General features: G+C 69.8%; 20 protein-coding genes. 11 read left to right on the forward strand and 9 right to left on the reverse strand.

The genetic code is table 11. From position 1 onward, the window contains the following. Positions 1-65 precede the first annotated feature (65 nt). Together O7595_RS27995 and argH are read left to right on the forward strand one after the other, a co-directional pair. Positions 66-1,259 (forward strand): argininosuccinate synthase, encoded by a 1,194-nt coding sequence (locus O7595_RS27995; protein WP_138056265.1) that lies wholly within the window; start codon positions 66-68, stop codon positions 1,257-1,259. Between the two features lie 140 nt (positions 1,260-1,399). Next, complete coding sequence (gene argH / locus O7595_RS28000; RefSeq protein ID WP_269731367.1) at positions 1,400-2,827, forward strand: argininosuccinate lyase; 1,428 nt, start codon at positions 1,400-1,402, stop codon at positions 2,825-2,827. A gap of 83 nt (positions 2,828-2,910) precedes the next feature. Here argH and O7595_RS28005 read toward each other — a convergent pair whose 3' ends face one another. Further along, complete coding sequence (locus O7595_RS28005) at positions 2,911-3,417, reverse strand: hypothetical protein (RefSeq protein ID WP_269732657.1); 507 nt, start codon at positions 3,415-3,417, stop codon at positions 2,911-2,913. A gap of 152 nt (positions 3,418-3,569) precedes the next feature. Between O7595_RS28005 and O7595_RS28010 the strand changes: the two genes are divergently transcribed. Continuing rightward, positions 3,570-4,055, forward strand: coding sequence for a hypothetical protein (locus O7595_RS28010; protein WP_269731368.1), 486 nt, complete (start codon positions 3,570-3,572; stop codon positions 4,053-4,055). 48 nt (positions 4,056-4,103) lie between these two features. On the opposite strand, the gene O7595_RS28015 is transcribed toward O7595_RS28010, so the two are convergent. The 5 genes from O7595_RS28015 to O7595_RS28035 all read right to left on the reverse strand — a co-directional run bounded on the left by O7595_RS28015 (position 4,104) and on the right by O7595_RS28035 (position 8,846). Then, positions 4,104-4,514, reverse strand: a complete 411-nt coding sequence (locus O7595_RS28015; RefSeq protein WP_269731369.1) for a hypothetical protein — start codon at positions 4,512-4,514, stop codon at positions 4,104-4,106. A gap of 81 nt (positions 4,515-4,595) precedes the next feature. Further along, positions 4,596-5,171, reverse strand: a complete 576-nt coding sequence (locus tag O7595_RS28020; protein WP_269731370.1) for a DUF6262 family protein — start codon at positions 5,169-5,171, stop codon at positions 4,596-4,598. Next, a complete protein-coding gene (locus O7595_RS28025) occupies positions 5,168-6,217 on the reverse strand; it encodes a tyrosine-type recombinase/integrase (protein ID WP_269731371.1) in 1,050 nt (349 codons plus the stop codon). The genes O7595_RS28020 and O7595_RS28025 overlap by 4 nt, the downstream gene beginning before the upstream one ends. After that, entirely contained in the window at positions 6,211-7,671 is a 1,461-nt protein-coding gene (locus tag O7595_RS28030; RefSeq protein WP_269731372.1) for a hypothetical protein, read from the reverse strand. The genes O7595_RS28025 and O7595_RS28030 overlap by 7 nt, the downstream gene beginning before the upstream one ends. Further along, complete coding sequence (locus tag O7595_RS28035; RefSeq protein ID WP_269731373.1) at positions 7,668-8,846, reverse strand: tyrosine-type recombinase/integrase; 1,179 nt, start codon at positions 8,844-8,846, stop codon at positions 7,668-7,670. The genes O7595_RS28030 and O7595_RS28035 overlap by 4 nt, the downstream gene beginning before the upstream one ends. Before the next feature lie 238 nt (positions 8,847-9,084). Here O7595_RS28035 and O7595_RS28040 point away from each other — a divergent pair, with 238 nt between their 5' ends. After that, on the forward strand, positions 9,085-9,636 hold the full coding sequence (locus tag O7595_RS28040) for a TetR/AcrR family transcriptional regulator (protein WP_269731374.1): 552 nt from the start codon (positions 9,085-9,087) through the stop codon (positions 9,634-9,636). After that, positions 9,633-11,180 (forward strand): MFS transporter, encoded by a 1,548-nt coding sequence (locus O7595_RS28045; protein ID WP_269731375.1) that lies wholly within the window; start codon positions 9,633-9,635, stop codon positions 11,178-11,180. Before O7595_RS28040 ends, O7595_RS28045 begins: the two co-directional genes overlap by 4 nt. Positions 11,181-11,376: 196 nt before the next feature. On the opposite strand, the gene O7595_RS28050 is transcribed toward O7595_RS28045, so the two are convergent. After that, positions 11,377-12,039, reverse strand: a complete 663-nt coding sequence (locus O7595_RS28050; RefSeq protein ID WP_269731376.1) for a lysophospholipid acyltransferase family protein — start codon at positions 12,037-12,039, stop codon at positions 11,377-11,379. A gap of 252 nt (positions 12,040-12,291) precedes the next feature. Here O7595_RS28050 and O7595_RS28055 point away from each other — a divergent pair, with 252 nt between their 5' ends. From O7595_RS28055 to O7595_RS28065, 3 genes are all read left to right on the forward strand, one after another. Then, positions 12,292-13,476, forward strand: a complete 1,185-nt coding sequence (locus O7595_RS28055; protein ID WP_269731377.1) for a glycerophosphodiester phosphodiesterase — start codon at positions 12,292-12,294, stop codon at positions 13,474-13,476. Between the two features lie 143 nt (positions 13,477-13,619). Next, the gene (locus O7595_RS28060) at positions 13,620-14,297 is read left to right on the forward strand and encodes a sigma-70 family RNA polymerase sigma factor (RefSeq protein ID WP_332328328.1); all 678 of its coding nucleotides are present in this window, start codon (positions 13,620-13,622) and stop codon (positions 14,295-14,297) included. Between the two features lie 36 nt (positions 14,298-14,333). Next, entirely contained in the window at positions 14,334-14,861 is a 528-nt protein-coding gene (locus O7595_RS28065; RefSeq protein WP_269731378.1) for a GNAT family N-acetyltransferase, read from the forward strand. A 107-nt stretch (positions 14,862-14,968) separates the two neighbouring features. Here O7595_RS28065 and O7595_RS28070 read toward each other — a convergent pair whose 3' ends face one another. Both O7595_RS28070 and O7595_RS28075 read right to left on the reverse strand, forming a co-directional pair. Next, positions 14,969-15,436 carry a hypothetical protein gene (locus O7595_RS28070; RefSeq protein WP_443071747.1) on the reverse strand — a complete coding sequence of 156 codons (468 nt, stop codon included), beginning with the start codon at positions 15,434-15,436 and terminating at the stop codon, positions 14,969-14,971. Then, positions 15,417-15,776: a hypothetical protein gene (locus tag O7595_RS28075; protein WP_269731379.1), complete on the reverse strand. Its 360-nt coding sequence runs from the start codon at positions 15,774-15,776 to the stop codon at positions 15,417-15,419. The genes O7595_RS28070 and O7595_RS28075 overlap by 20 nt, the downstream gene beginning before the upstream one ends. Positions 15,777-16,360: 584 nt before the next feature. Here O7595_RS28075 and O7595_RS28080 point away from each other — a divergent pair. From O7595_RS28080 to O7595_RS28090, 3 genes are all read left to right on the forward strand, one after another. Further along, positions 16,361-17,437 (forward strand): methionine ABC transporter ATP-binding protein, encoded by a 1,077-nt coding sequence (locus O7595_RS28080; protein WP_269731380.1) that lies wholly within the window; start codon positions 16,361-16,363, stop codon positions 17,435-17,437. Continuing rightward, positions 17,434-18,102 carry a methionine ABC transporter permease gene (locus tag O7595_RS28085; RefSeq protein ID WP_269731381.1) on the forward strand — a complete coding sequence of 223 codons (669 nt, stop codon included), beginning with the start codon at positions 17,434-17,436 and terminating at the stop codon, positions 18,100-18,102. The genes O7595_RS28080 and O7595_RS28085 overlap by 4 nt, the downstream gene beginning before the upstream one ends. 107 nt (positions 18,103-18,209) lie before the next feature. Beyond that, a complete protein-coding gene (locus O7595_RS28090) occupies positions 18,210-19,067 on the forward strand; it encodes a MetQ/NlpA family ABC transporter substrate-binding protein (RefSeq protein WP_269731382.1) in 858 nt (285 codons plus the stop codon). The last annotated feature ends 118 nt before the right edge of the window (positions 19,068-19,185 follow it).

A 19,185-nucleotide genomic window follows, 5' to 3' on the forward strand; every position in this document is an offset into this window, starting at 1 on the left:
TTGACAAAACATACGGAGGACTGCATAGTTATACCCATCACCGCATGCACCGTAAGGAGAAACCCGTGACCGAGCGCGTCGTACTCGCCTACTCGGGCGGTCTGGACACCTCCGTCGCCATCGGCTGGATCGCCGAGGAGACGGGCGCCGAGGTCATCGCCGTTGCCGTGGACGTCGGCCAGGGCGGCGAGGACCTGGACGTCATCCGCAAGCGCGCGCTCGCCTGCGGTGCCGTCGAGGCCGAGGTCGCGGACGCCAAGGACGAGTTCGCCGAGGAGTACTGCCTCCCGGCGATCAAGGCCAACGCCCTCTACATGGACCGCTACCCGCTGGTCTCCGCCCTCTCCCGGCCGACGATCGTCAAGCACCTCGTGGCCGCCGCGAAGAAGCACGGCGCCTCGATCGTGGCCCACGGCTGCACCGGCAAGGGCAACGACCAGGTGCGGTTCGAGGCGGGCATCGCCTCCCTCGCCCCCGACCTGAAGTGCATCGCCCCGGTCCGTGACTACGCGATGACCCGGGACAAGGCCATCGCGTTCTGCGAGGCGAAGCAGCTCCCGATCGCCACCACCAAGAAGTCGCCCTACTCGATCGACCAGAACGTCTTCGGGCGCGCCGTCGAGACCGGCTTCCTGGAGGACATCTGGAACGGGCCGATCGAGGACATCTACGAGTACACCTCCAACCCGGCCGAGGTCCGCGAGGCCGACGAGGTGATCATCTCCTTCAAGGAGGGCGTGCCGGTCGCACTCGACGGCAAGCCCGTCACCGTCCTGCAGGCGATCCAGCAGCTCAACGAGCGGGCCGGCGCCCAGGGCATCGGCCGGATCGACATGGTCGAGGACCGGCTCGTCGGCATCAAGTCCCGCGAGGTGTACGAGGCCCCGGGCGCGATCGCGCTGATCACCGCCCACCAGGAGCTGGAGAACGTCACCGTCGAGCGCGAGCTGGCCCGGTACAAGCGGCAGGTCGAGCAGCGCTGGGGCGAGCTCGTCTACGACGGCCTGTGGTTCTCGCCGCTCAAGCGGGCCCTGGAGGGCTTCGTCGACGAGGCCAACCAGCACGTCACCGGCGACATCCGGATGACCCTGCACGGCGGCCGCGCCGTCGTCACCGGCCGGCGGTCGGAGCAGTCGCTGTACGACTTCAACCTCGCGACGTACGACACGGGCGACACGTTCGACCAGTCGAAGGCCCAGGGCTTCATCGACATCTTCGGTCTCTCGTCGAAGATCGCCGCGAAGCGCGACCTCGCCTGATTCCCGTTTCCTGGGGCAACGTCTTCCACAGGTGCACCGCCGCCTCCCCTCCCGTCCGCCGGGGCCGGGCCCGCCGAGGCCCGGGAGCAGGGGAGGCGGCCGTACATCCGAAGCCCGGCAATTCTTGAGGAGCAAGTGCTGTGAGCAGCAACAACGGTGACGTCCGGCTCTGGGGCGGCCGGTTCGCCGACGGTCCCGCCGAGGCGCTGGCGAAGCTGTCGGCGTCGGTCCACTTCGACTGGCGACTCGCGCCGTACGACATCGCCGGCTCCCGCGCCCACGCCCGCGTGCTGCACAAGGCGGGCCTGCTCACCTCCGACGAGCTGGAGCGGATGCTCGCCGGGCTCGACCGGCTGGAGGCGGACGTCGCGGACGGCAGCTTCACCGGCACCATCGCCGACGAGGACGTCCACACCGCCCTCGAACGCGGCCTCCTGGAGCGCCTCGGCCCGGATCTCGGCGGCAAGCTGCGCGCCGGCCGGTCCCGCAACGACCAGGTCGCCACGCTCTTCCGGATGTACCTGCGCGACCACGCCCGGATCATCGGAGGGCTGATCGCCGAACTCCAGGACGCCCTGGTGGGGCTGGCGGAGGCCCACCCCGACGTCGCCATGCCGGGCCGCACGCACCTCCAGCACGCACAGCCCGTGCTCTTCGCCCATCACGTGCTCGCCCACGTCCAGTCGCTCTCCCGGGACGCCGAACGGCTGCGTCAGTGGGACGAGCGGACCGCCGTCTCCCCGTACGGCTCCGGCGCGCTCGCCGGGTCCTCGCTCGGACTGGACCCGGAGGCGGTGGCGCAGGACCTCGGCTTCGAGCACGGCAGCGCGGGGAACTCCATCGACGGCACGGCCTCTCGGGACTTCGCCGCCGAGTTCGCCTTCATCGCCGCGATGATCGGGGTGAACCTCTCCCGGATCGCCGAGGAGGTCATCATCTGGAACACGAAGGAGTTCTCCTTCGTGACGCTGCACGACGCCTTCTCCACCGGCTCGTCGATCATGCCGCAGAAGAAGAACCCGGACATCGCCGAGCTGGCGCGCGGCAAGTCGGGCCGCCTCGTCGGCAATCTGACCGGTCTGCTCGCCACGCTGAAGGCCCTGCCGCTCGCCTACAACCGCGACCTGCAGGAGGACAAGGAGCCGGTCTTCGACTCCTGCGACCAGTTGGAGGTGCTGCTGCCCGCCTTCACCGGGATGATGGCCACCCTGACCGTCAACCGCGAGCGGATGGAGGAGCTCGCACCCGCCGGCTTCTCGCTGGCCACCGACATCGCGGAGTGGCTGGTGAAGCAGGGCGTGCCGTTCCGCGTCGCGCACGAGGTCGCGGGCGAGTGCGTCAAGGAGTGCGAGGCGCACGGGATCGAGCTGGACCAGCTCACGGACGAGCAGTTCGCGAAGATCTCGCCGCACCTCACGCCCGAGGTCAGGACCGTGCTCGACGTTCCCGGCGCGCTCGCCTCCCGCAGCGGCCGCGGCGGTACGGCGCCGTCCGCCGTCGCCGTCCAGCTCGCGGAGGTCAAGGCGGACCTCGCCGCCCAGCACGCCTGGGCCACCGCCGAGCACTGACCGCCGCGGCGGCACCGGCCCGACCGGTGCCGCCGCGGCACCGCCCCTCCCCGCAGCACCGCCACCCGCAGCGCCCCCGCCCCTCACAGCGCCGCCGCCCAGTCCGCGAGCGCGTCGAAGTCCGGCCGGATCAGTCCGATCCGGTGGTCGACGTGCAGCAGCAGGGCGGCGGCGAGGTGCTTCCGGTCGACGTACTCGCGGTCCGGGTCCGTGATCTCGTCGTCGATCCAGGCGAACGGTCGCCCGGCCGCGTACTCCAGCACGTACTGCGTCTTCCAGAACGTCCCCCGCGGCGAGGCGCCGTGCATCACGGGCCAGTCGATGAACGGCAGCTCGGGCAGCCCCAGGCGCGGTCCCACCCAGACATTGGCGTCGCCCTTCCACGTCGTCGCCCAGACCAGTTCGTACCGGTCCCCGAGTGCGAGCAGCTCCGCGCCGTGACCCGGGTTGAGCCAGACCCGCAGGGGCTTGTCGTGCGCCCAGCCGCCGGGCCGCATCCGGTGCGTCGTGTACCCCTCGGGCCGGCGTTCCGGTTGCCCGCCGTACGGGTTCAGTGGTCCGTCTATTTTACCGACCACAGGAGCCCTGATACCGGCTCTGAACTGCGACGATACATAGACTACATGTACGTGACGCCGAGTTGGGGCCGATGATGTCGTCCGTCTGAGTGATCCGGGGCCCCATGTCTTTGGCCAAGGAAAACGAGGCTGCGCTTGATCGAGGAGTCGGGCAGCATGACGGTGTGGCTGATCTGCTGTGGGGAGACGTGAGCCGTTTCTTCGACCCGGATGTGATGGGGTCTCTGCCGGACCTGCGTGTCCCAGATGCCTCGGTGGAGAGCTGGCAGGCGGTCCTTGATCTTGTCGAGGCGAGAGGTTGGCATTGCCGGTACTCCGAAGGCGAGACCGTGCTGCCGGTCCCTCGGGCGGAGACCGTCCTGTCCCGCCCGGCGGACGCTGAATGTCCGAACCTGCGGGTCTGGCCGACTGCCGATGTTCTGGCGATCTTCCGATTCCAGGACGACGGTGAGATCGACTTCGACGTCGACCTGCGGGAGTTGCAGGGCCAGGAGCGACTTGATGTGTTCTGCGACTTCTTGCGGGAGATCGGGCGGTGCTTGGGCAAACCGGTGTTCATGGACGCTGAGGGCGATCATGGTCATCCGGTGCTCGGCTTCGATATCGACGCCGACCGAGTCGTCCTCCTGGCCGAGCCGCCGGCCAGGTGATTGCGGTCGCCGGCCGCGACCCGCAGCGGGCGCCACTGCGGAGGATGATCAGTCGGTAGCGCCCGCCGAGCGGAGCGAGCGGCCGAGCTCACCGACGAGCAGACGAGGGTGGCGCCGCCACCACCACATGTCGCTGGGGTCGAATCCGCTGATCCGGTGGAACCGTGACAGCGAGATGCCGTCGTCGAAGACGGTGGCGGCCCGGAAACGGTCGTCGAGGGCCTTGACCTGCGGGGTCCATAGGACGATCACGCGCTCCGTGAGGATCGGCCACGCCTCGTGCAGCCAGTTCCGGCTGTAGAGGTCGTTGGTGTATTCGTCCACCAGGTCGCTGTAACCGTCCTCGACCTGGCCCACGAGCCAGGCCCACTTGTCGACCATCTCTTGGACGGTGAATGCCTTGCGCCAGCCGCGTTGACGCAGGACCTCGCCTGCTGCCGACTCGTTGTGGGGCTCCATCTGCCGGATCCTGGCATACGACTCGGTCCGGTGACCACGGGTTTCCCGTGGTCACCGGACCGAGCGGCACTACTTGAGTTCTCAGCTGTCGACGATCTGGGCTTCGAGGTCGGCGAGGCGCCGGTCCTGGAAGCGGAGGTTGGAGCGGGCGGCCTTGAGTCGCTCGTCGAGGGTGCGGTTGTCGGTCGTGAGCTGGCGGACGCGTTGTTTGAGGGTGGTGTTCTCGGTGGTGATCCGCTGGATGGCCTCTTCGGTCCACTCGGCTTCCAAGTCCCTGATCTGGCCGAGGAGTTCGCCGATGCGGGTGCGCTGGGTGAGGATCTCGGCCTGGGCGGCCTTGAGAGCGTCCTCGGCGTTCAGGGCACGTTCGCGCCAGGTCGCCTCGCGTTCGTCGTGCTGGTCGGCAAGCAACTGGGTCCGGCGGTCTCCGGACTCGGCCATCGCGCTGGCGACCGTGGCTCGGGCCTCGGCGTTGTCGTAGAGGAAGGTGCGCGAGACGTCTGCGCGACGGGCGACAGCGGCGACGCTGACCTGGGCTTTCTCGCGCCGAAGCCGGGTGATGGCTTCGCGGACCCGCTGGAGCGCGGTCTCCGTCCTGTGGCGGCGGGCCTCCAGGGCGGCGGCCGTGCGGGGTTCTGGGACGGCAGCGGTCTTCATACGATGTCCTGATCGGGGTCGTTGTCGGTTGTGCGCGTATCGCTGTACTCGCTCTGGTCGCCTTCGCCGCCTGCGGCGGCGAGGTCCGCGGCGCGGAAGGCGGTGGACCACACGCGGTGGAAGTAGTCCTGCGGTTTGCGCAGATCCAGGGCGAGCGCGTCGTCGAGGAGCCCGAGCCCCGCCAGGGCCTTCTCCAGGCCGTCGATGGCGCGGGCGGTGGGCTCGAAGTAGCGGTGGAGGTAGTCGGCGGTGGCGTCGTCCGGGGCGCCCTCGGCCAGCAGCCGCCACTGCTCGCGCTTGCGCTGCCAGTAGAGGAGGTCCGCGCCGGAGAGGACGAACTTGTCGCAGTTGTGGCAGTCGAGGTTCCAGGGACAGGCGCCGCCATCGACGACCGGCTGGAAGGTGCAGAACCCACCCTCAGCTGGGGTGCTGCGGCGGGCCAAGTCGACGGCGATGGCCAGTGCCTGCTCCTTGGTGAGTGCCTCGGACGAGTCCCCCGCGAGAAGCTCCCCCGGCGTGGCGGTACCGGGGCCGGCGACCCACACGTGCTGGAGCACGTTCTCCAGGTCAGTGTTGGAGAGATGGACGTAGTGCTCGGCCATCCTGTCCGAGACGTGCCCGAGATAGCGACGGATGTGGGTGAGGGTGGCGCCTTGGCGGAGGAGGCTGGTGGCCAGGGTGTGGCGGGCCTGGTGGGGGACGCAATGACCGATGTCCATGGAGTCGACCCAGGGGCGGAAACGGCTGTAGAACCAGGGTCTGCTCAGTGCGATTGTTCCGTCGGTGCTGCGGTAGTTGGTGGGGAACAGCGCGAGGCCGTCGCGTTCCTTGCCCGTTGGGGTGTAGCCGTGTTCGTCGGCGAATCGGCCGAGGGTCTTGCGTTGCCGGTCGGCGATGAGGCCGAAGAGCGACTCGGGGATGCGGATGGCCGCGTCGTAATTGCCCACCTTGGTCTGGTCGTGCCAGAGCATCGCGAGCCCGTTGAGCCGGCCAATACAGTTCCAGCGGAGCTCGATCACCTCGCCCAACCGTCGTCCGGTCACCACGACGATCTCCCAGATGTCTCGAGCTCCCTCGTCATCCGGATCGTGGACACGTGTGAGCTCGGCGAGATTGCGCTCGTCTGCCAGTGCGCGTGCCACCTCGTCGGCGAAGGGGCGCCGACGCTTCGGATAGGCCGTGGCGCCGGCGTTCGGCAGCGCGACGACGCATCGGACCGGACCATGGCCAAAGAGGGGAGTCCATGGCGTTCGCGATGTCTCTGATCTGCCACGAAGCGATCGGCGTGCTCCTTCGCCAAGACTGCGGGGTCGTGGCCCCCGCCAGGGGCATCGACTTCAAGGAAAGCGCTTAATTCGGTCATCGCGCGGCGAATTTGGTCGAGTTTGTGAGCGCTGGGGCATCGGGGTGAACTCAGGATCTCGGCAAAGTAGTCCCACGCGATTCCCTGTAGCCATTGTTGGGAGATCTCGGTGAGGCTGATATGCCCGAGTCGCTGATCGAGGCTGACGCCGAAGTGCCTGGTTTCGATAAATCCAGCCGCCTTGGTCTCCTCGCGCGTGAAATAGATTAGACGCAACTCATGGAGGATCTCTTTCGTGATCCCCGTGGCGGTCTTAGTCAAGGAGGAGACGTCCAGATCGATGATCGAGCTCGCGTCTGTTTCGCGACAGGCATTCACTACCATGCGGAGTGCGATGACATCCCAACGGGCAGGACGCGACCGTTGGGTGTGAGTGAACAGTCCCCACTGGATCTCCTTCTGTGTCAGGGGACGCAGGCCACGCAGGTTCAACTGGGCGGGCAAGGCAACTGCGGCCTCCGCATTGCACCATGTCTGGAACTGGTTGCGGTCCGTGTAACTGACTGCAGCTTCGTCGTCACGCCACCATCTCTGCGAAATCGATGCGCCGCCGGGAGCACCCGCCCTCCGGTAGGCGTTACCGTGCCGACGGCATAGTCCAATCGGCGACTCTGCCAACAGAGGACAGACCAGCACCGCGCAAGCCCCAAACCCCGGAGAAGGGCTTTGCTCGGCGACCCACTCATCCAAGTCGAGTACGGCTTCTTTTCCAGCTCGCGCCCGACTCCACTTCTTGAAGTGCAATTCGCAGAGACGGTACTCACCCGGTCGCGCGGGGCGCTCGGGACAGATCAGGCACGACATATTGCCGTAATGATCGGTTGATTGACCCAAAGGTTCAGCAGTGCTGAGAAAAGCAGACCGGCTGACTCCTTGCTTCGCGACGGTCAGCCACTCTTCTCGATGGCTGTGGCAGAAGTCGCCGAGGCCGGTAGCGCGCTCGCAACCACCGACCCGGCAGAACCATCGATAGGTCTGGTGTCCCTGTGGGATTTGGATGATGTCGTCGTGAAACAGGGGATCGAAGGAGGGCGCGTTCATCAGCGCGGTGAGGATCTCCAAACGATCTCTGCCGATCCGCGTGTCGCTCCGGTGCGTGGTCAGCAAGGGCAGCAGGAAGGCGTCCCGGCGCTTCATCGGTTCTCACCCCAGACGGTACGCAGAGCAGCGTCGAAGACCGGATCGTGGATGTCGACGTGGCCGTAGACCTCGTCGACCATCGCGGCCGAGGCCCAGCCGCCCGCGTCCCGGGCGATCAGGGTGTTGCCCTTCGCAGCGTCGAGAACAGCCGAGGTAAACGTGTGCCGGAAGGCATGAGGCTTCACCAGCCCCAGACCAGCGCGTTTCCCTGCCCGGCCGAGCATCCGGCGGGCGCCGACCGGGGCCCACGGCTGACCCGCATCAGCGCCGTGCAGCTGGACCAGGAGCATGCCGTGCCGGGCGCCGCGCGGGAACTCGGTCGTCATGTACTCGAAGTAGGAGTGCACCATCGCCGGGCTGACTCGCTTGATCAGCCCGCCGGTGACCGTCCCCCGCGTGACCTGCCACGGGTGCTTGGTCTTGGCCTCGGCCTGGTTCGGGTTGCCGGGTCGGTGGCAGACGTGCAGGTGCGGGGTGCGGCACTCGCCGCAGGCCGCGTTCTCCCGTAGGTGCAGGTCGACCAGGTGCAACCCGCACAGTTCGCCGATCCTCAGACCCCCGTCGGCGAGCCAGTCGACCACCAGCCGGTCCCGCGCGGCGTTCACCGCCTCCAGCAGCTTCTCCCTCGCCCCGTCGGGCAACATCTTCGGGTGCCGGCGGTGCGGCCCCTTCGGTGCCAGCGGGTTCGTGGGCAATGGCGACTTCGCGTGGCCGAGGAACGAGCGGCGGCGGTCCACCCGCGACGGCAGCCGGGACCTGTCGAGCTTCCCACCGAGCTCGCCGTTGATGCCGAGGGAGGCTTGGTGCAGGTAGAAGCCCTTCAGACAGGCCGCCGCAGTCGACAGCGCGGAGGGGCTGTAGGGGCGCTTGCCGACCCGCCATGGTTCTCCGAGAGGCATGCGGACCTCGGCGCCGACGATCCCCATGTACCGTTCCAGGTCGCGCAGTTGGACCGCGTCGAAGGCCAGGCACTCGCGCTCCAGCCAGCGCAGATGGTCCACCAGGTAGTACGCGTAGGTCTTCTGTGTGCCCGAGCCTTCATGCTCCCGCAGGAACCGATCCGCCTCCGTGTGGAGCGTGCCCTCAGGCCAGACGATCGTCCATGATCTCCGCCCGTCCTTCCGCTCGATCCGCTGGACCCTCAGGTCTCCGATCACGACGTGCCGTACCACTTGTCCTCCGTACCGACTCCGGAACATGACAGACATCTCGGCCCCGGTCGGTAAACGAGCCCATGACGTCCTGGTCACAAGCCCAGACGGACATCACGGGCGGCACTACCCGCGGTCGGTAAAGTCTATGTCGATCAACAGCAGTGGCTTCATGCGCTCAGCTTCCCGTCCCATCCTTCGATGAGGCATTGAATATTCGTTTGAGACATTTACGTCTCAATCGGTGTATGGTTGTCTCATGGCCATGGATCGTGAACAGGTGCTGCGCGCCGCCGCCGCCCTCCTCGCCCGCAAGTCGACCGCGACGATGGACGAGGTCGCCCGTGCGGCGGGCATCGGTCGCGCCACCCTGCACCGGCACTTCGCCGGGCGGGACGCGCTGGTGAAGGCGCTCGAAGCCTTCGGCATCGAGGAGTTCGAGGCGGCCGTCGACCGTGCGGCGCTCGAGGACGGTCCCGCCGGCGACGCGCTGCGCCGGCTGATCGCCGAGATGGAGTCGGCGGCGGAGCTCCTCGCGTTCCTGGTCACCGAGAACCAGCTGTTCGAGGGCGACCAGGTCGACGAGGGCTGGGCCCGGCTCGACGCCCGGGTCGGCGCCCTGTTCCGACGGGGCCAGGAACAGGGCGAGTTCCGGATCGACCTCCCGCCCATCTGGCTCACCGAGGCCCTCTACGGCCTCATCAGCACCTGCGCCTGGGCCGTCATGGACGGCCGGGTCGCCAAGAACGACTTCCAGTACATGATCGCCGAGCTGCTGCTCGGCGGAGCACGACGGAGTGTGGAGAAATGACCAGCAGTACCGTCCGGCGCGTGAGCGGGGCGGACGAGACCGTGTACCGCCCCGGGCGCTGGCTGGCCCTGGCGGTGCTGGTCCTGGCCGTCCTGCTGGTGGCCGTGGACGCCACCGTGCTCGGCCTCGCGACGCCCTTCCTCAGCGAGGACCTCAAGCCCACCGGCACCCAGCTGCTGTGGATCGGCGACGTCTACTCGTTCGTCATCGCGGGCCTGCTCGTCTCCATGGGCAGCCTCGGCGACCGGATCGGCCGCAAGAAGCTGCTGCTGACCGGTGCCGTCGCCTTCGGCGCCGTGTCCGTGCTCAACGCCTACGCCACCACGCCCGAGACGATGATCCTCGCCCGGGCCCTGCTGGGCGTCGCAGGGGCCACGCTCATGCCCTCCACACTGGCGCTGATCCGCAACATCTTCCACGACCCGCGCGAACGCAGCATCGCCATCGGGATCTGGGGCGCCATGGCCTCGGCCGGTGCCGCCGTCGGACCGGTCGTCGGTGGCTTCCTGCTGGAGCACTTCTGGTGGGGCTCCGTCTTCCTCATCAACCTGCCCGTGATGGCCGTCCTCGTCCTCGTCGGTGTCAGACTGCTGCCCGAGTCGAAGAACCCCGTCGCCGGCCCCTGGGACCTGGTCAGCGTCGCCCTGTCGCTGATCGGCATGGTCGGCGTCGTCTACGCGATCAAGGAGGCCGCGAGCCATGGAGTGGGCTGGGAGTCCGGCGCCGCCGCGCTCATCGGCGCCGCCGCGCTGTACGGATTCGTCCGCAGGCAGTTCACCCTGCCGTCGCCGCTGCTCGACATGCGACTGTTCCGCCACCGCGGCTTCTCCGGTGCGGTGCTCGCCGACCTGCTGACCATCCTGGGCCTGTCGGGGCTGGTCTTCTTCCTCTCCCAGTTCCTCCAACTCGTCCAGGAGAGGCCTCCGTTGGAGGCCGGGCTGGCGGAACTGCCCGCCGCGATCGGCGCGGTGGCGACCGGACTCGTCGCCGGTCGCTTCGCCCGGCGGTTCTCCGTCCGGTCCGTCGTGGCCGGGGGGCTCGCCGCCGTGGGCGTCGCGCTCGCCGTGCTGACCGTCATCGGCAGCTCCACGGGCTATCCGCTGCTCGGCGCGGCCCTGCTCGTCGTCGGAGTCGGTGCCGGTTTCTCGTTCACCGTCACGGCCGACGTCATCCTCTCCAGCGTGCCGAAGGAGCAGGCCGGCTCTGCCTCGGCCGTGTCCGAGACGGCGTACGAACTCGGTGCCGCACTCGGTATCGCGCTGCTCGGCTCGATCGTGACCGGTGTGTACCGGGACTTCGCGACACCGGCCGGGGTGCCGGCGGACGTGGCGTCCGCCGCCCATGAATCGCTGGGCGGGGCGGTGGAGGCGGCGGCCGTGCTGCCGGCCCACCAGCAGGCCGAGCTGGTCGGCGCGGCGCAGGAGGCGTTCGTCGAGGGGCTGCGGCTCGCGTCGGGCGCGGGCGCCGCGGTGCTGCTGGCCACCGCGGTGGCCGCCTGGTTCCTCATGCGCGGCCAGAAGCTGGCGGACGGCATCGAGCACTGACGCCCGGGTGCGGCGGCTCCTCCGGTGCTCCGGGGCCACGGTCCCGCGCACGGGAGCGGGGCCGGGCCGATGGCCGGCCGGCGTCACGCGGCCCGGCACCGTCGACCCGCGCGCTGCTCCGTGCGAGGTTCCGGCCGGGGGCCGCGGCCCCCGGCCCCGAGGGGCGGCCGGACGAAGCCGACCGTCCGGAGAAGGCTCAGGCGGCCTTCGCCTTGGTGGCGTACATGTCCACGTACTCCTGGCCGGACAGCCGCATCACCTCGGTCATCACCGAGTCGGTCACCGCCCGCAGCACATAGCGGTCGCGGTCCATCCCCTCGTAGCGGGAGAACTCCATCGGCTTGCCGAAGCGGACCGTCACCCGGCCCGGACGCGGCAGGCCGGCGCCGCCCGGCTGGAGCTTGTCCGTGCCGATCATGGCGAACGGGACGACGGGGGCACCCGTCATCAGGGTGAGCCGCGCGATGCCCGTACGGCCGCGGTACAGACGGCCGTCGGGGGAGCGGGTGCCCTCGGGGTAGATGCCGAAGACCTTGCCCTCCTCCAGCACCCGCCGGCCCGTCATCAGTGCCGCCACACCACCGTTCGCGCCGTCCCGGTCCACCGGGATCATGCCGACGCCGGTGAAGAACCAGGCCATCAGCCGGCCCTTGAGCCCCTTGCCGGTGACGTACTCGTCCTTGCCGATGAAGTAGACCGGCCGGTCGCACACGATCGGGAGCACCATCGAGTCGATGAAGGTGAGGTGGTTGCCGGCGAGGATGACGGGGCCGTCCCCGGGGATGTTCTCCGCGCCTTCCACACGCGGGCGGAACATCAGGCGCAGGATCGGTCCGAGCACTGCCTTGATGAGTGACAAGCGGGACAACGGGTCCTCCGGTGTCAGGAGCGGGACGGCGGTACGGCCGGCGAAGTCTCTGCAGGTGAGGACGATACTCGCGGGTGCCGCCCGACCGCACATTGGGTTCACCGAGCAGATACACAGTGTTGACCTGAGTTTGGTCCGCGTTTGCCCCGGGTCTCCCGCAGGTAACGCCCCCGGGCCTAGCCTGTCCGCCGCGCGGCCGCGCCGATCGGGCGCGGGACGACACCATCAGACGGAGGAGCGTTTATGACACACGGTGCGGAAAGTACCCCCGGGCGGCGGACCCTCCTGGGGGCGGCGGTGCTCGGGTCGGCGGCTCTGGGGACGGCCGCCGCGCCGGGCGCGCACGCCGCGGAACGCGCCGCCGGGGACGGCCGGACCCCGGGCGAGCGGCACGGCGGCGGCTCCGGCCACCGCTCGCTGCCGGTGCCCACCGTCATCGCCCACCGCGGGGCGAGCGGCTACCGGCCCGAGCACACCATCGGCGCGTACCAGCTGGCCCTGGACATGGGGGCGCACGTCATCGAGCAGGACCTCGTGCCCACGAAGGACGGGCACCTGGTCTGCCGCCACGAGAACGACATCACCGGCACCACCGACGTCGCCGCCCGTCCCGAGTTCGCCTCGCGCAGGACGACCAAGTCGGTGGACGGCGCCGGTATCACGGGCTGGTTCACCGAGGACTTCACGCTCGCCGAGCTGAAGACGCTGCGCGCCAAGGAGCGGATACCGGCGAGCCGCCAGGAGAACACCCTCTACGACGGGCGGTGGACGATCCCCACCTTCGAGGAGGTACTGCGCTGGGCCGACGCGGAGGGTCGCCGCCGGGGCCGGCCGGTCTGGCTGCACGCCGAGACCAAGCACCCCACCTACTTCCGCGGTATCGGCCTCGGCCTGGAGGAGCGCCTGGCGAAGCTGCTGCGCCGTTACGGCCGGCACCGCGCGCACTCGCCCGTCTTCCTCCAGTCGTTCGAGCCGAGCAGCATCCAGCGGCTCGCGAAGCTGGTGGACTCGCCGCGCGTCGTCCTGCTCTCCGGCGCGAACACCCGCCCCTGGGACTTCGTCCAGGCCGGTGACCCGCGCACGGTCGCGGACCTGATCACCCCCCAGGGCCTGAAGTGGATCTCCTCGTACGCACAGGGCATCGGACCCACCCTCGACCTCATCGTGCCGAGGGACGCGAGCGGCAGGCTGGGCACGCCCACCACGCTCGTCCGCGACGCCCACGCCCGGGGCCTGATCCTGCACCCGTACACGATGCGGAACGAGAACTCCTTCCTGCCCGCCGACTTCCGGCGCGGCACGGACCCGAACGCGTACGGGGACGTGTTCGGCGCGTACCGGGTGTACTTCGAGCAGGGCATCGACGGGATCTTCACCGACAGCCCGGACACGGGCCTGCTGGCCCACGCCGACTTCGTCGGCGGCTGACGGTTCGTCGAACCGCGCACCGGCCGGGTGACGGGCCACCGTCGCCCGGCCGGCCCCCGTCAGCCGCCGTACGGCCGTCATGCGGTCGGGTGAGACCGTGCCGCGGTGGAAACCACAGATCGTGGCGGGGCGTCCCGCAAGGCATGACACCGTGTGAAGAGGACGCCGCCCCACCCGCCGTCACCGCGCGGGGCGCGATGGCGACCAGGCCCGCGACCGTCGTCCGGACCGGTCCCGCGCAGGGGCCGGGGGCCGGCCGTGGCGCCGCCGGGGCCCGCACGGCCCCCGGCGCCGTGCGGTCGGGGGCCGCCGGAGCGCTCGTGCGCGATCTGCGGCCGCTCGTCGCGGCGGAGGCGAGCGCCGAGGCGCACGGCGAGGCCCTGGACTCCGGGGACCTGGAACAGTCCGTCTGGGTGCGGCTGCTGGAACGGCTCGACGCCGAAGGCCCACCGCCCGACGCGGCCGGCTGGGTCGCGGGGGCCGTACGGGAGGAGGCGAGCCGGGCCCGGCACCACGCCCTGCGGGAAGCCCCCTACCCGGACGAGCCCGCCACGGGACCCGCCGCCTGCCCCGAACGGGCCGCGCTCGTCGCGGAACGGCGCCGCGCCCTGAGGGCCGCCGTCGCCCGGGCACCGGGTCACTGCCGTCGGCTGCTGACTGCGATGCTGGCGCCGGAGGACCCCACGTACCGCGAAATCGCAGGAGAGTTGGGAATCTCACAAGGAAGTCTGGGGCCGATGCGTTCCCGCTGCCTGGGATGTTTGCGCAGAATGCTCGCGACAGAGGTTGCGGCTCCTGAACTCCGGGGAATGGAGCGGTAGACAACCGGGCGGCAGGTGAGCGGGAGGCATGCGCACATGGGCATGAGCGTGACCATCTCAGCGGCAACGGCAGAGGACGCCGAACAGATCCTCAAGCTGCAGTACCTGTGCTACCAGAGCGAGGCCGAGCTCTACGGCGACTACCGCCTGGAACCGCTCACCCAGACCCTCGGCGAACTGCGCGCCGAGCTCGACCGCGGCCACGCCCTGGTGGCCCGCCTCGGTGACGAGGTGATCGCGTCCGTACGCGGCGAGATCGACGGCGAGGGCACCGCCACGATCGGCAAGCTCATCGTCCACCCCCGGATGCAGCGCCACGGACTCGGCGGCCGGCTGCTCGACGCCATCGAGGCGCACTTCGCGGGTGAGCCCGCGGCCCGCCGCTTCCAGCTCCTCACCGGCCACCGCAGCGAGCGGAACCTGCGCCTGTACCGCAGCCACGGCTACGCGACCGTGTCCACCCGGGTGCTGACCCCGAAGCTGACGCTCCTCACGATGGAGAAGGACGCGACGGCCGCGGTGCCCCCGGCCCGGACCGCGGGGACGTTCGTCACCAGCGCGTAGTCCCCGCGCGGTCCGCCGGGGGCCGGTCCGGAGGGAGGCCCCCGGTTCGCGGGCGAGGGGCCGGTCCTTCGAGGCGGCCCGTCCGGCATGTGGCCGCGGGGCAGGGTTCAGCGCCGGGCCCCGCGCAGCCAGAGCATTCCGGTGACGGGCAGCAGCACCGGAATGAACAGGTACCCGATGCCGTAGTCGGACCAGACCGTGGTGTCCGGGAAGGCGGACGGATCCACCAGCGTCCACGTGCCCACGGTCAGCACGCCCACCAGCTCCGCGGCGCAGCACACCAGTGCCGCCCTGCGGGCCCGCTCGCCGCCGCGGAACAGGGTGTACGTGATGAAGGCGTACACCACCGCGGCGATCGCGGAGAGCGAGTACGCGAGCGGGGCGCGTTCGTACGCGGTGGCGATCTCGTAGACCGAGCGCGACACGGCGCCCACCGACATCACCCCGTACAGCCACACCAGCAGCAGTCCGGGGCCCTTGACCAGCCTCGTCGCCGACGCCTCCCGGACGCCGCCCTCGGCGGTGCTCCCGGTCGTCCCCGTCTCGCCGGCCACCTCAGCCTCCCCAGATGTCATGGAGCCGGACCTCCAGCACCGCGAGCACGACCGCCCCGGCCGCGACCGTCGCCGAACCCCAGCGGGTCCGCTCGGCCAGTGACAGGAACCCGGCGGCGGGAACCGCGGCGAACGCCCCGATCAGATAGGCGATGAAGATCGTCGCGCCCTCCTCGGCCTTCTCCCCCCTCGCCAGCTGCACCACCCCGATCACCAGCTGGACCAGCGCCAGCAGCGTGACCACGGCCATGCCGATGAAGTGCCAGTCCTTGGTGGGCTGGTCCCGGAATGCGGCGAAACCGCACCAGGCGGCGAGGGCGAGAGCGGCCACGGACACCGCGACGGTCAGGGCGACGAGCATGGGTGAGAGCGTATTACGGGCCAAAAGACCCCATGCGCGCGGCCCCGGCGGGACCGGTGCCCGAGGTGGGCGTGGGCTTCGCCGCCGGGGTGACGACCGTGGCCCCGACCACAACCGGGGCCGCCCCCGAGCCGGCCTCCGGCACCGTCGTCCCCGGCCGCCCGGCCGTGTCCGCGCAGGTCACGGCCCATGGGGGTGGAGATCGCCGCCATCGCCTTGCGTCCGGATTCCGGACTCCCGCGTTCCGCTATTCGGACGGCCGTGATCCGCTCCCGGGGCGGTCTGTTTTACTGGCCGCATGACCACGACGAGCAGCCGCACCCTTGCGACCGAGGCGATCACGACGCCCGGTGCTCGTTGTATGTGTCGAATGTGCGCCTTCTGAGGGCCCCTGCCTGAGCCTCGCGCCCCGAAGCGAGACCCCGACAGCCATGCCGTGTCCGCCGTGACGGCGACGGACCGAGCCTGCCCGCGCACACGCTGCCGAACCGGCCGTCCGTGCTGCGCCGACTGTCCCCAAGACGACATGCCCCGTGCCCGGCGAGGGAACCCCGCGCCGTGCACTCGACAGTGACGGAAACCCTGTGATCACCACTACGGGCCTCACCAAGGTCTATCAGTCGCGAGGCCGCGACATCACCGCTCTCGACGGAGTCGACCTGCACGTCCGCGAGGGCGAGGTGTTCGGCGTCGTCGGCCGCAGCGGAGCCGGGAAGTCCTCCCTCATCCGCTGCGTGAACCTGCTGGAACGCCCCACCTCCGGCAGCGTCCTCGTCGACGGCGCCGATCTGACCGCCCTGGCCGGACGCGGCAACCGCGCCGGAAGGGAACTCCGGCGGGCGCGCAGCCGCATCGGCATGGTCTTCCAGCACTTCAACCTGCTGTCCTCGCGCACCGTGCGGGACAACGTCGAACTGCCGCTGGAGATCCTCGGCGTCTCCGGAGCCGAACGTACGCGCCGCGCCCTCGAACTCCTCGATCTCGTCGGCCTCGCAGACGAGGCCCGGGCCTATCCAGGACAGCTCTCCGGCGGCCAGAAGCAGCGCGTCGGCATCGCCCGTGCCCTCGCCGGCAACCCCAAGGTGCTGCTCTCCGACGAGGCCACCAGCGCCCTCGACCCCGAGACCACCCGGGGCGTCCTCCAACTGCTGCGCGACCTCAACCGGCAGCTCGGGCTGACCGTGCTCCTCATCACGCACGAGATGGACGTCGTCAAGACCGTCTGCGACTCCGCCGCCCTGATGGAGCAGGGTCGGATCGTCGAGTCCGGCACGGTCGGCGAACTGCTCGCCACGCCGGGCTCCGAGCTCGCCCACGAGCTGTTCCCCGTCACCGGGGACGCCTCGGGCCCGGACCGCACCGTCGTGGACGTCACCTTCCACGGCGACGCCGCCACCCAGCCGGTGGTGTCCCAGCTGTCCCGCACCTACAACATCGACATATCGATCCTCGGCGCCGCGATGGACACCGTCGGAGGCAAGCAGATCGGCCGGATGCGCATCGAGCTGCCCGGCCGCTACGAGGACAACGTCGTACCCGTCGGCTTCCTGCGCGAGCAGGGCCTGCAGGTCGACGTCGTCGACGAGGACGCGCCGCCCGCGGTACCGGCGCAGAGCACCGGGGCCCGGGGCGCCGCACTGGTGAAGGAGGCCGTCAAGTGACGTGGTCGGAGATGCAGCCCCTGCTCACCCAGGGCACCCTGGACACCCTCTACATGGTCCTGTGGTCCACTCTGGTCACCGCGATCGGCGGGCTGCCGCTCGGTGTCCTCCTCGTCCTCACCGACAAGGGCGGACTGCTCCAGAACACCCCGGTGAACAAGGCCGTCGGCGTCGTCGTGAACATCGGCCGCTCGCTGCCGTTCATCATCCTGCTGATCGCGCTGATCCCCTTCACCACGGCCGTGGTCGGCACCTTCATCGGCCCGACCGCCATGATCGTGCCGCTGGCCGTGGGCGCCGTCCCGTTCTTCGCGCGACTCGTCGAGACGGCGATCCGCGAGGTCGACCACGGACTGGTCGAAGCCGTCCAGTCCATGGGCGGATCCGTCCCGACGATCATCCGCAAGGTGCTGCTCCCGCAGGCCCTTCCCTCGATCGTGGCCGCCGTCACCACCACCGTGATCGTGCTCGTCGGCTACTCGGCCATGGCCGGCGCGGTCGGCGGAGAGGGCCTCGGCTCCAAGGCCGTCACCTACGGCTTCCAGCGGTTCGAGACCGAGTTCATGCTCGTCACGGTCGTCGTCCTGATCGCGATCGTCACGGCCGTACAGCTGATCGGCGACGGGATCGTCCGGCTGCTGGCCCGCCGCGGTCGCGCCGCCTGACCACCACCCCGCACCACCCGGTGCCGGCGCTTCGCCCCGGCACCTCCAGAGAGCCCGCACTCCTTGTCCGGGCGCCATCACCGCAACACCAGAAAGAGGCACTCTTCGTGCGCAACCACCGACAGAACACCAGGCTCGCCGTCGCCGCCACCGCCGCGCTCGCGCTCGGCCTCACGGCCTGCGGCACCGCCTCCGACCCGGCCGTGACCGGCGACAAGGCCGCGGAGTCCGAGCCCCTCGTCGTCGCGGCCTCCCCGACCCCGCACGCCGACATCCTGAACTTCGTCGAGAAGAACCTCGCCGACAAGGCCGGACTCGAGCTGGAGGTCAGGGAGTTCACGGACTACGTCCTGCCGAACACCGCCACCCAGTCCGGCCAGGTCGACGCCAACTACTTCCAGCACAAGCCGTACCTGGACGACTTCAACGAGAAGAACGACACCACCGTCGTCCCGGTGGTCGACGTCCACCTCGAGCCGCTCGGCCTGTACTCGAAGAAGTTCCGGTCGGTCGAGGACATCGCGCCCGGGCAGACCGTCGCCGTCCCCAACGACACGACCAACGAGGGCCGCGCGCTCCGGCTCCTCGCCGAGCACGGCCTCATCACCCTCAAGCCGGGTGTCGGCACCAGCGCCAAGCTGTCCGACATCACCGACAGGAAGGGCCTGGAGTTCAAGGAACTGGAGGCCGCCACCGTGCCCCGCGCCCTGAACGACGTCGACGCCGCCGTCATCAACGGCAACTACGCCATCGAGGCCGACCTCAAGCCCTCCGAGGACGCGCTCGTCCTGGAGAAGGCGGAGGGCAACCCCTACGCCAACTTCCTCGCCGTCAAGAAGGGCAACGAGAAGGACCCGCGCGTCGCGAAGCTCGCGAAGCTCCTCAACTCCCCCGAGGTGAAGAAGTACATCGAGGACACCTACACCGGCTCGGTCGTCCCGGCGTTCGGCGCCCCCGCCAAGTGACGCCGTTCGTACGGCCCTTGAGGACGTCCCGATGAACGCGGGCCCCGCGCACCACCGCGGTGCGCGGGGCCCGCGGCGTATCGTGGGCCGTTCCGAACCCGGCCATGCACATCGCCGC

Source organism: Streptomyces sp. WMMC940, from assembly GCF_027460265.1.
GTDB lineage: Bacteria > Actinomycetota > Actinomycetes > Streptomycetales > Streptomycetaceae > Streptomyces.

Excerpts from the sequence above, each read along its gene's own strand:
- O7595_RS28015 (WP_269731369.1), bottom strand. The coding sequence starts at position 4,514 with ATGGAGCCCCACAACGAGTCGGCAGCAGGCGAGGTCCTGCGTCAACGC.
- O7595_RS28020 (WP_269731370.1), bottom strand. The coding sequence starts at position 5,171 with ATGAAGACCGCTGCCGTCCCAGAACCCCGCACGGCCGCCGCCCTGGAG.
- O7595_RS28030 (WP_269731372.1), bottom strand. The coding sequence starts at position 7,671 with ATGAAGCGCCGGGACGCCTTCCTGCTGCCCTTGCTGACCACGCACCGG.
- O7595_RS28040 (WP_269731374.1), top strand. The coding sequence starts at position 9,085 with ATGGCCATGGATCGTGAACAGGTGCTGCGCGCCGCCGCCGCCCTCCTC.
- O7595_RS28045 (WP_269731375.1), top strand. The coding sequence starts at position 9,633 with ATGACCAGCAGTACCGTCCGGCGCGTGAGCGGGGCGGACGAGACCGTG.
- O7595_RS28055 (WP_269731377.1), top strand. The coding sequence starts at position 12,292 with ATGACACACGGTGCGGAAAGTACCCCCGGGCGGCGGACCCTCCTGGGG.
- O7595_RS28060 (WP_332328328.1), top strand. The coding sequence starts at position 13,620 with ATGACACCGTGTGAAGAGGACGCCGCCCCACCCGCCGTCACCGCGCGG.
- O7595_RS28065 (WP_269731378.1), top strand. The coding sequence starts at position 14,334 with ATGGGCATGAGCGTGACCATCTCAGCGGCAACGGCAGAGGACGCCGAA.
- O7595_RS28070 (WP_443071747.1), bottom strand. The coding sequence starts at position 15,436 with ATGACATCTGGGGAGGCTGAGGTGGCCGGCGAGACGGGGACGACCGGG.
- O7595_RS28075 (WP_269731379.1), bottom strand. The coding sequence starts at position 15,776 with ATGCTCGTCGCCCTGACCGTCGCGGTGTCCGTGGCCGCTCTCGCCCTC.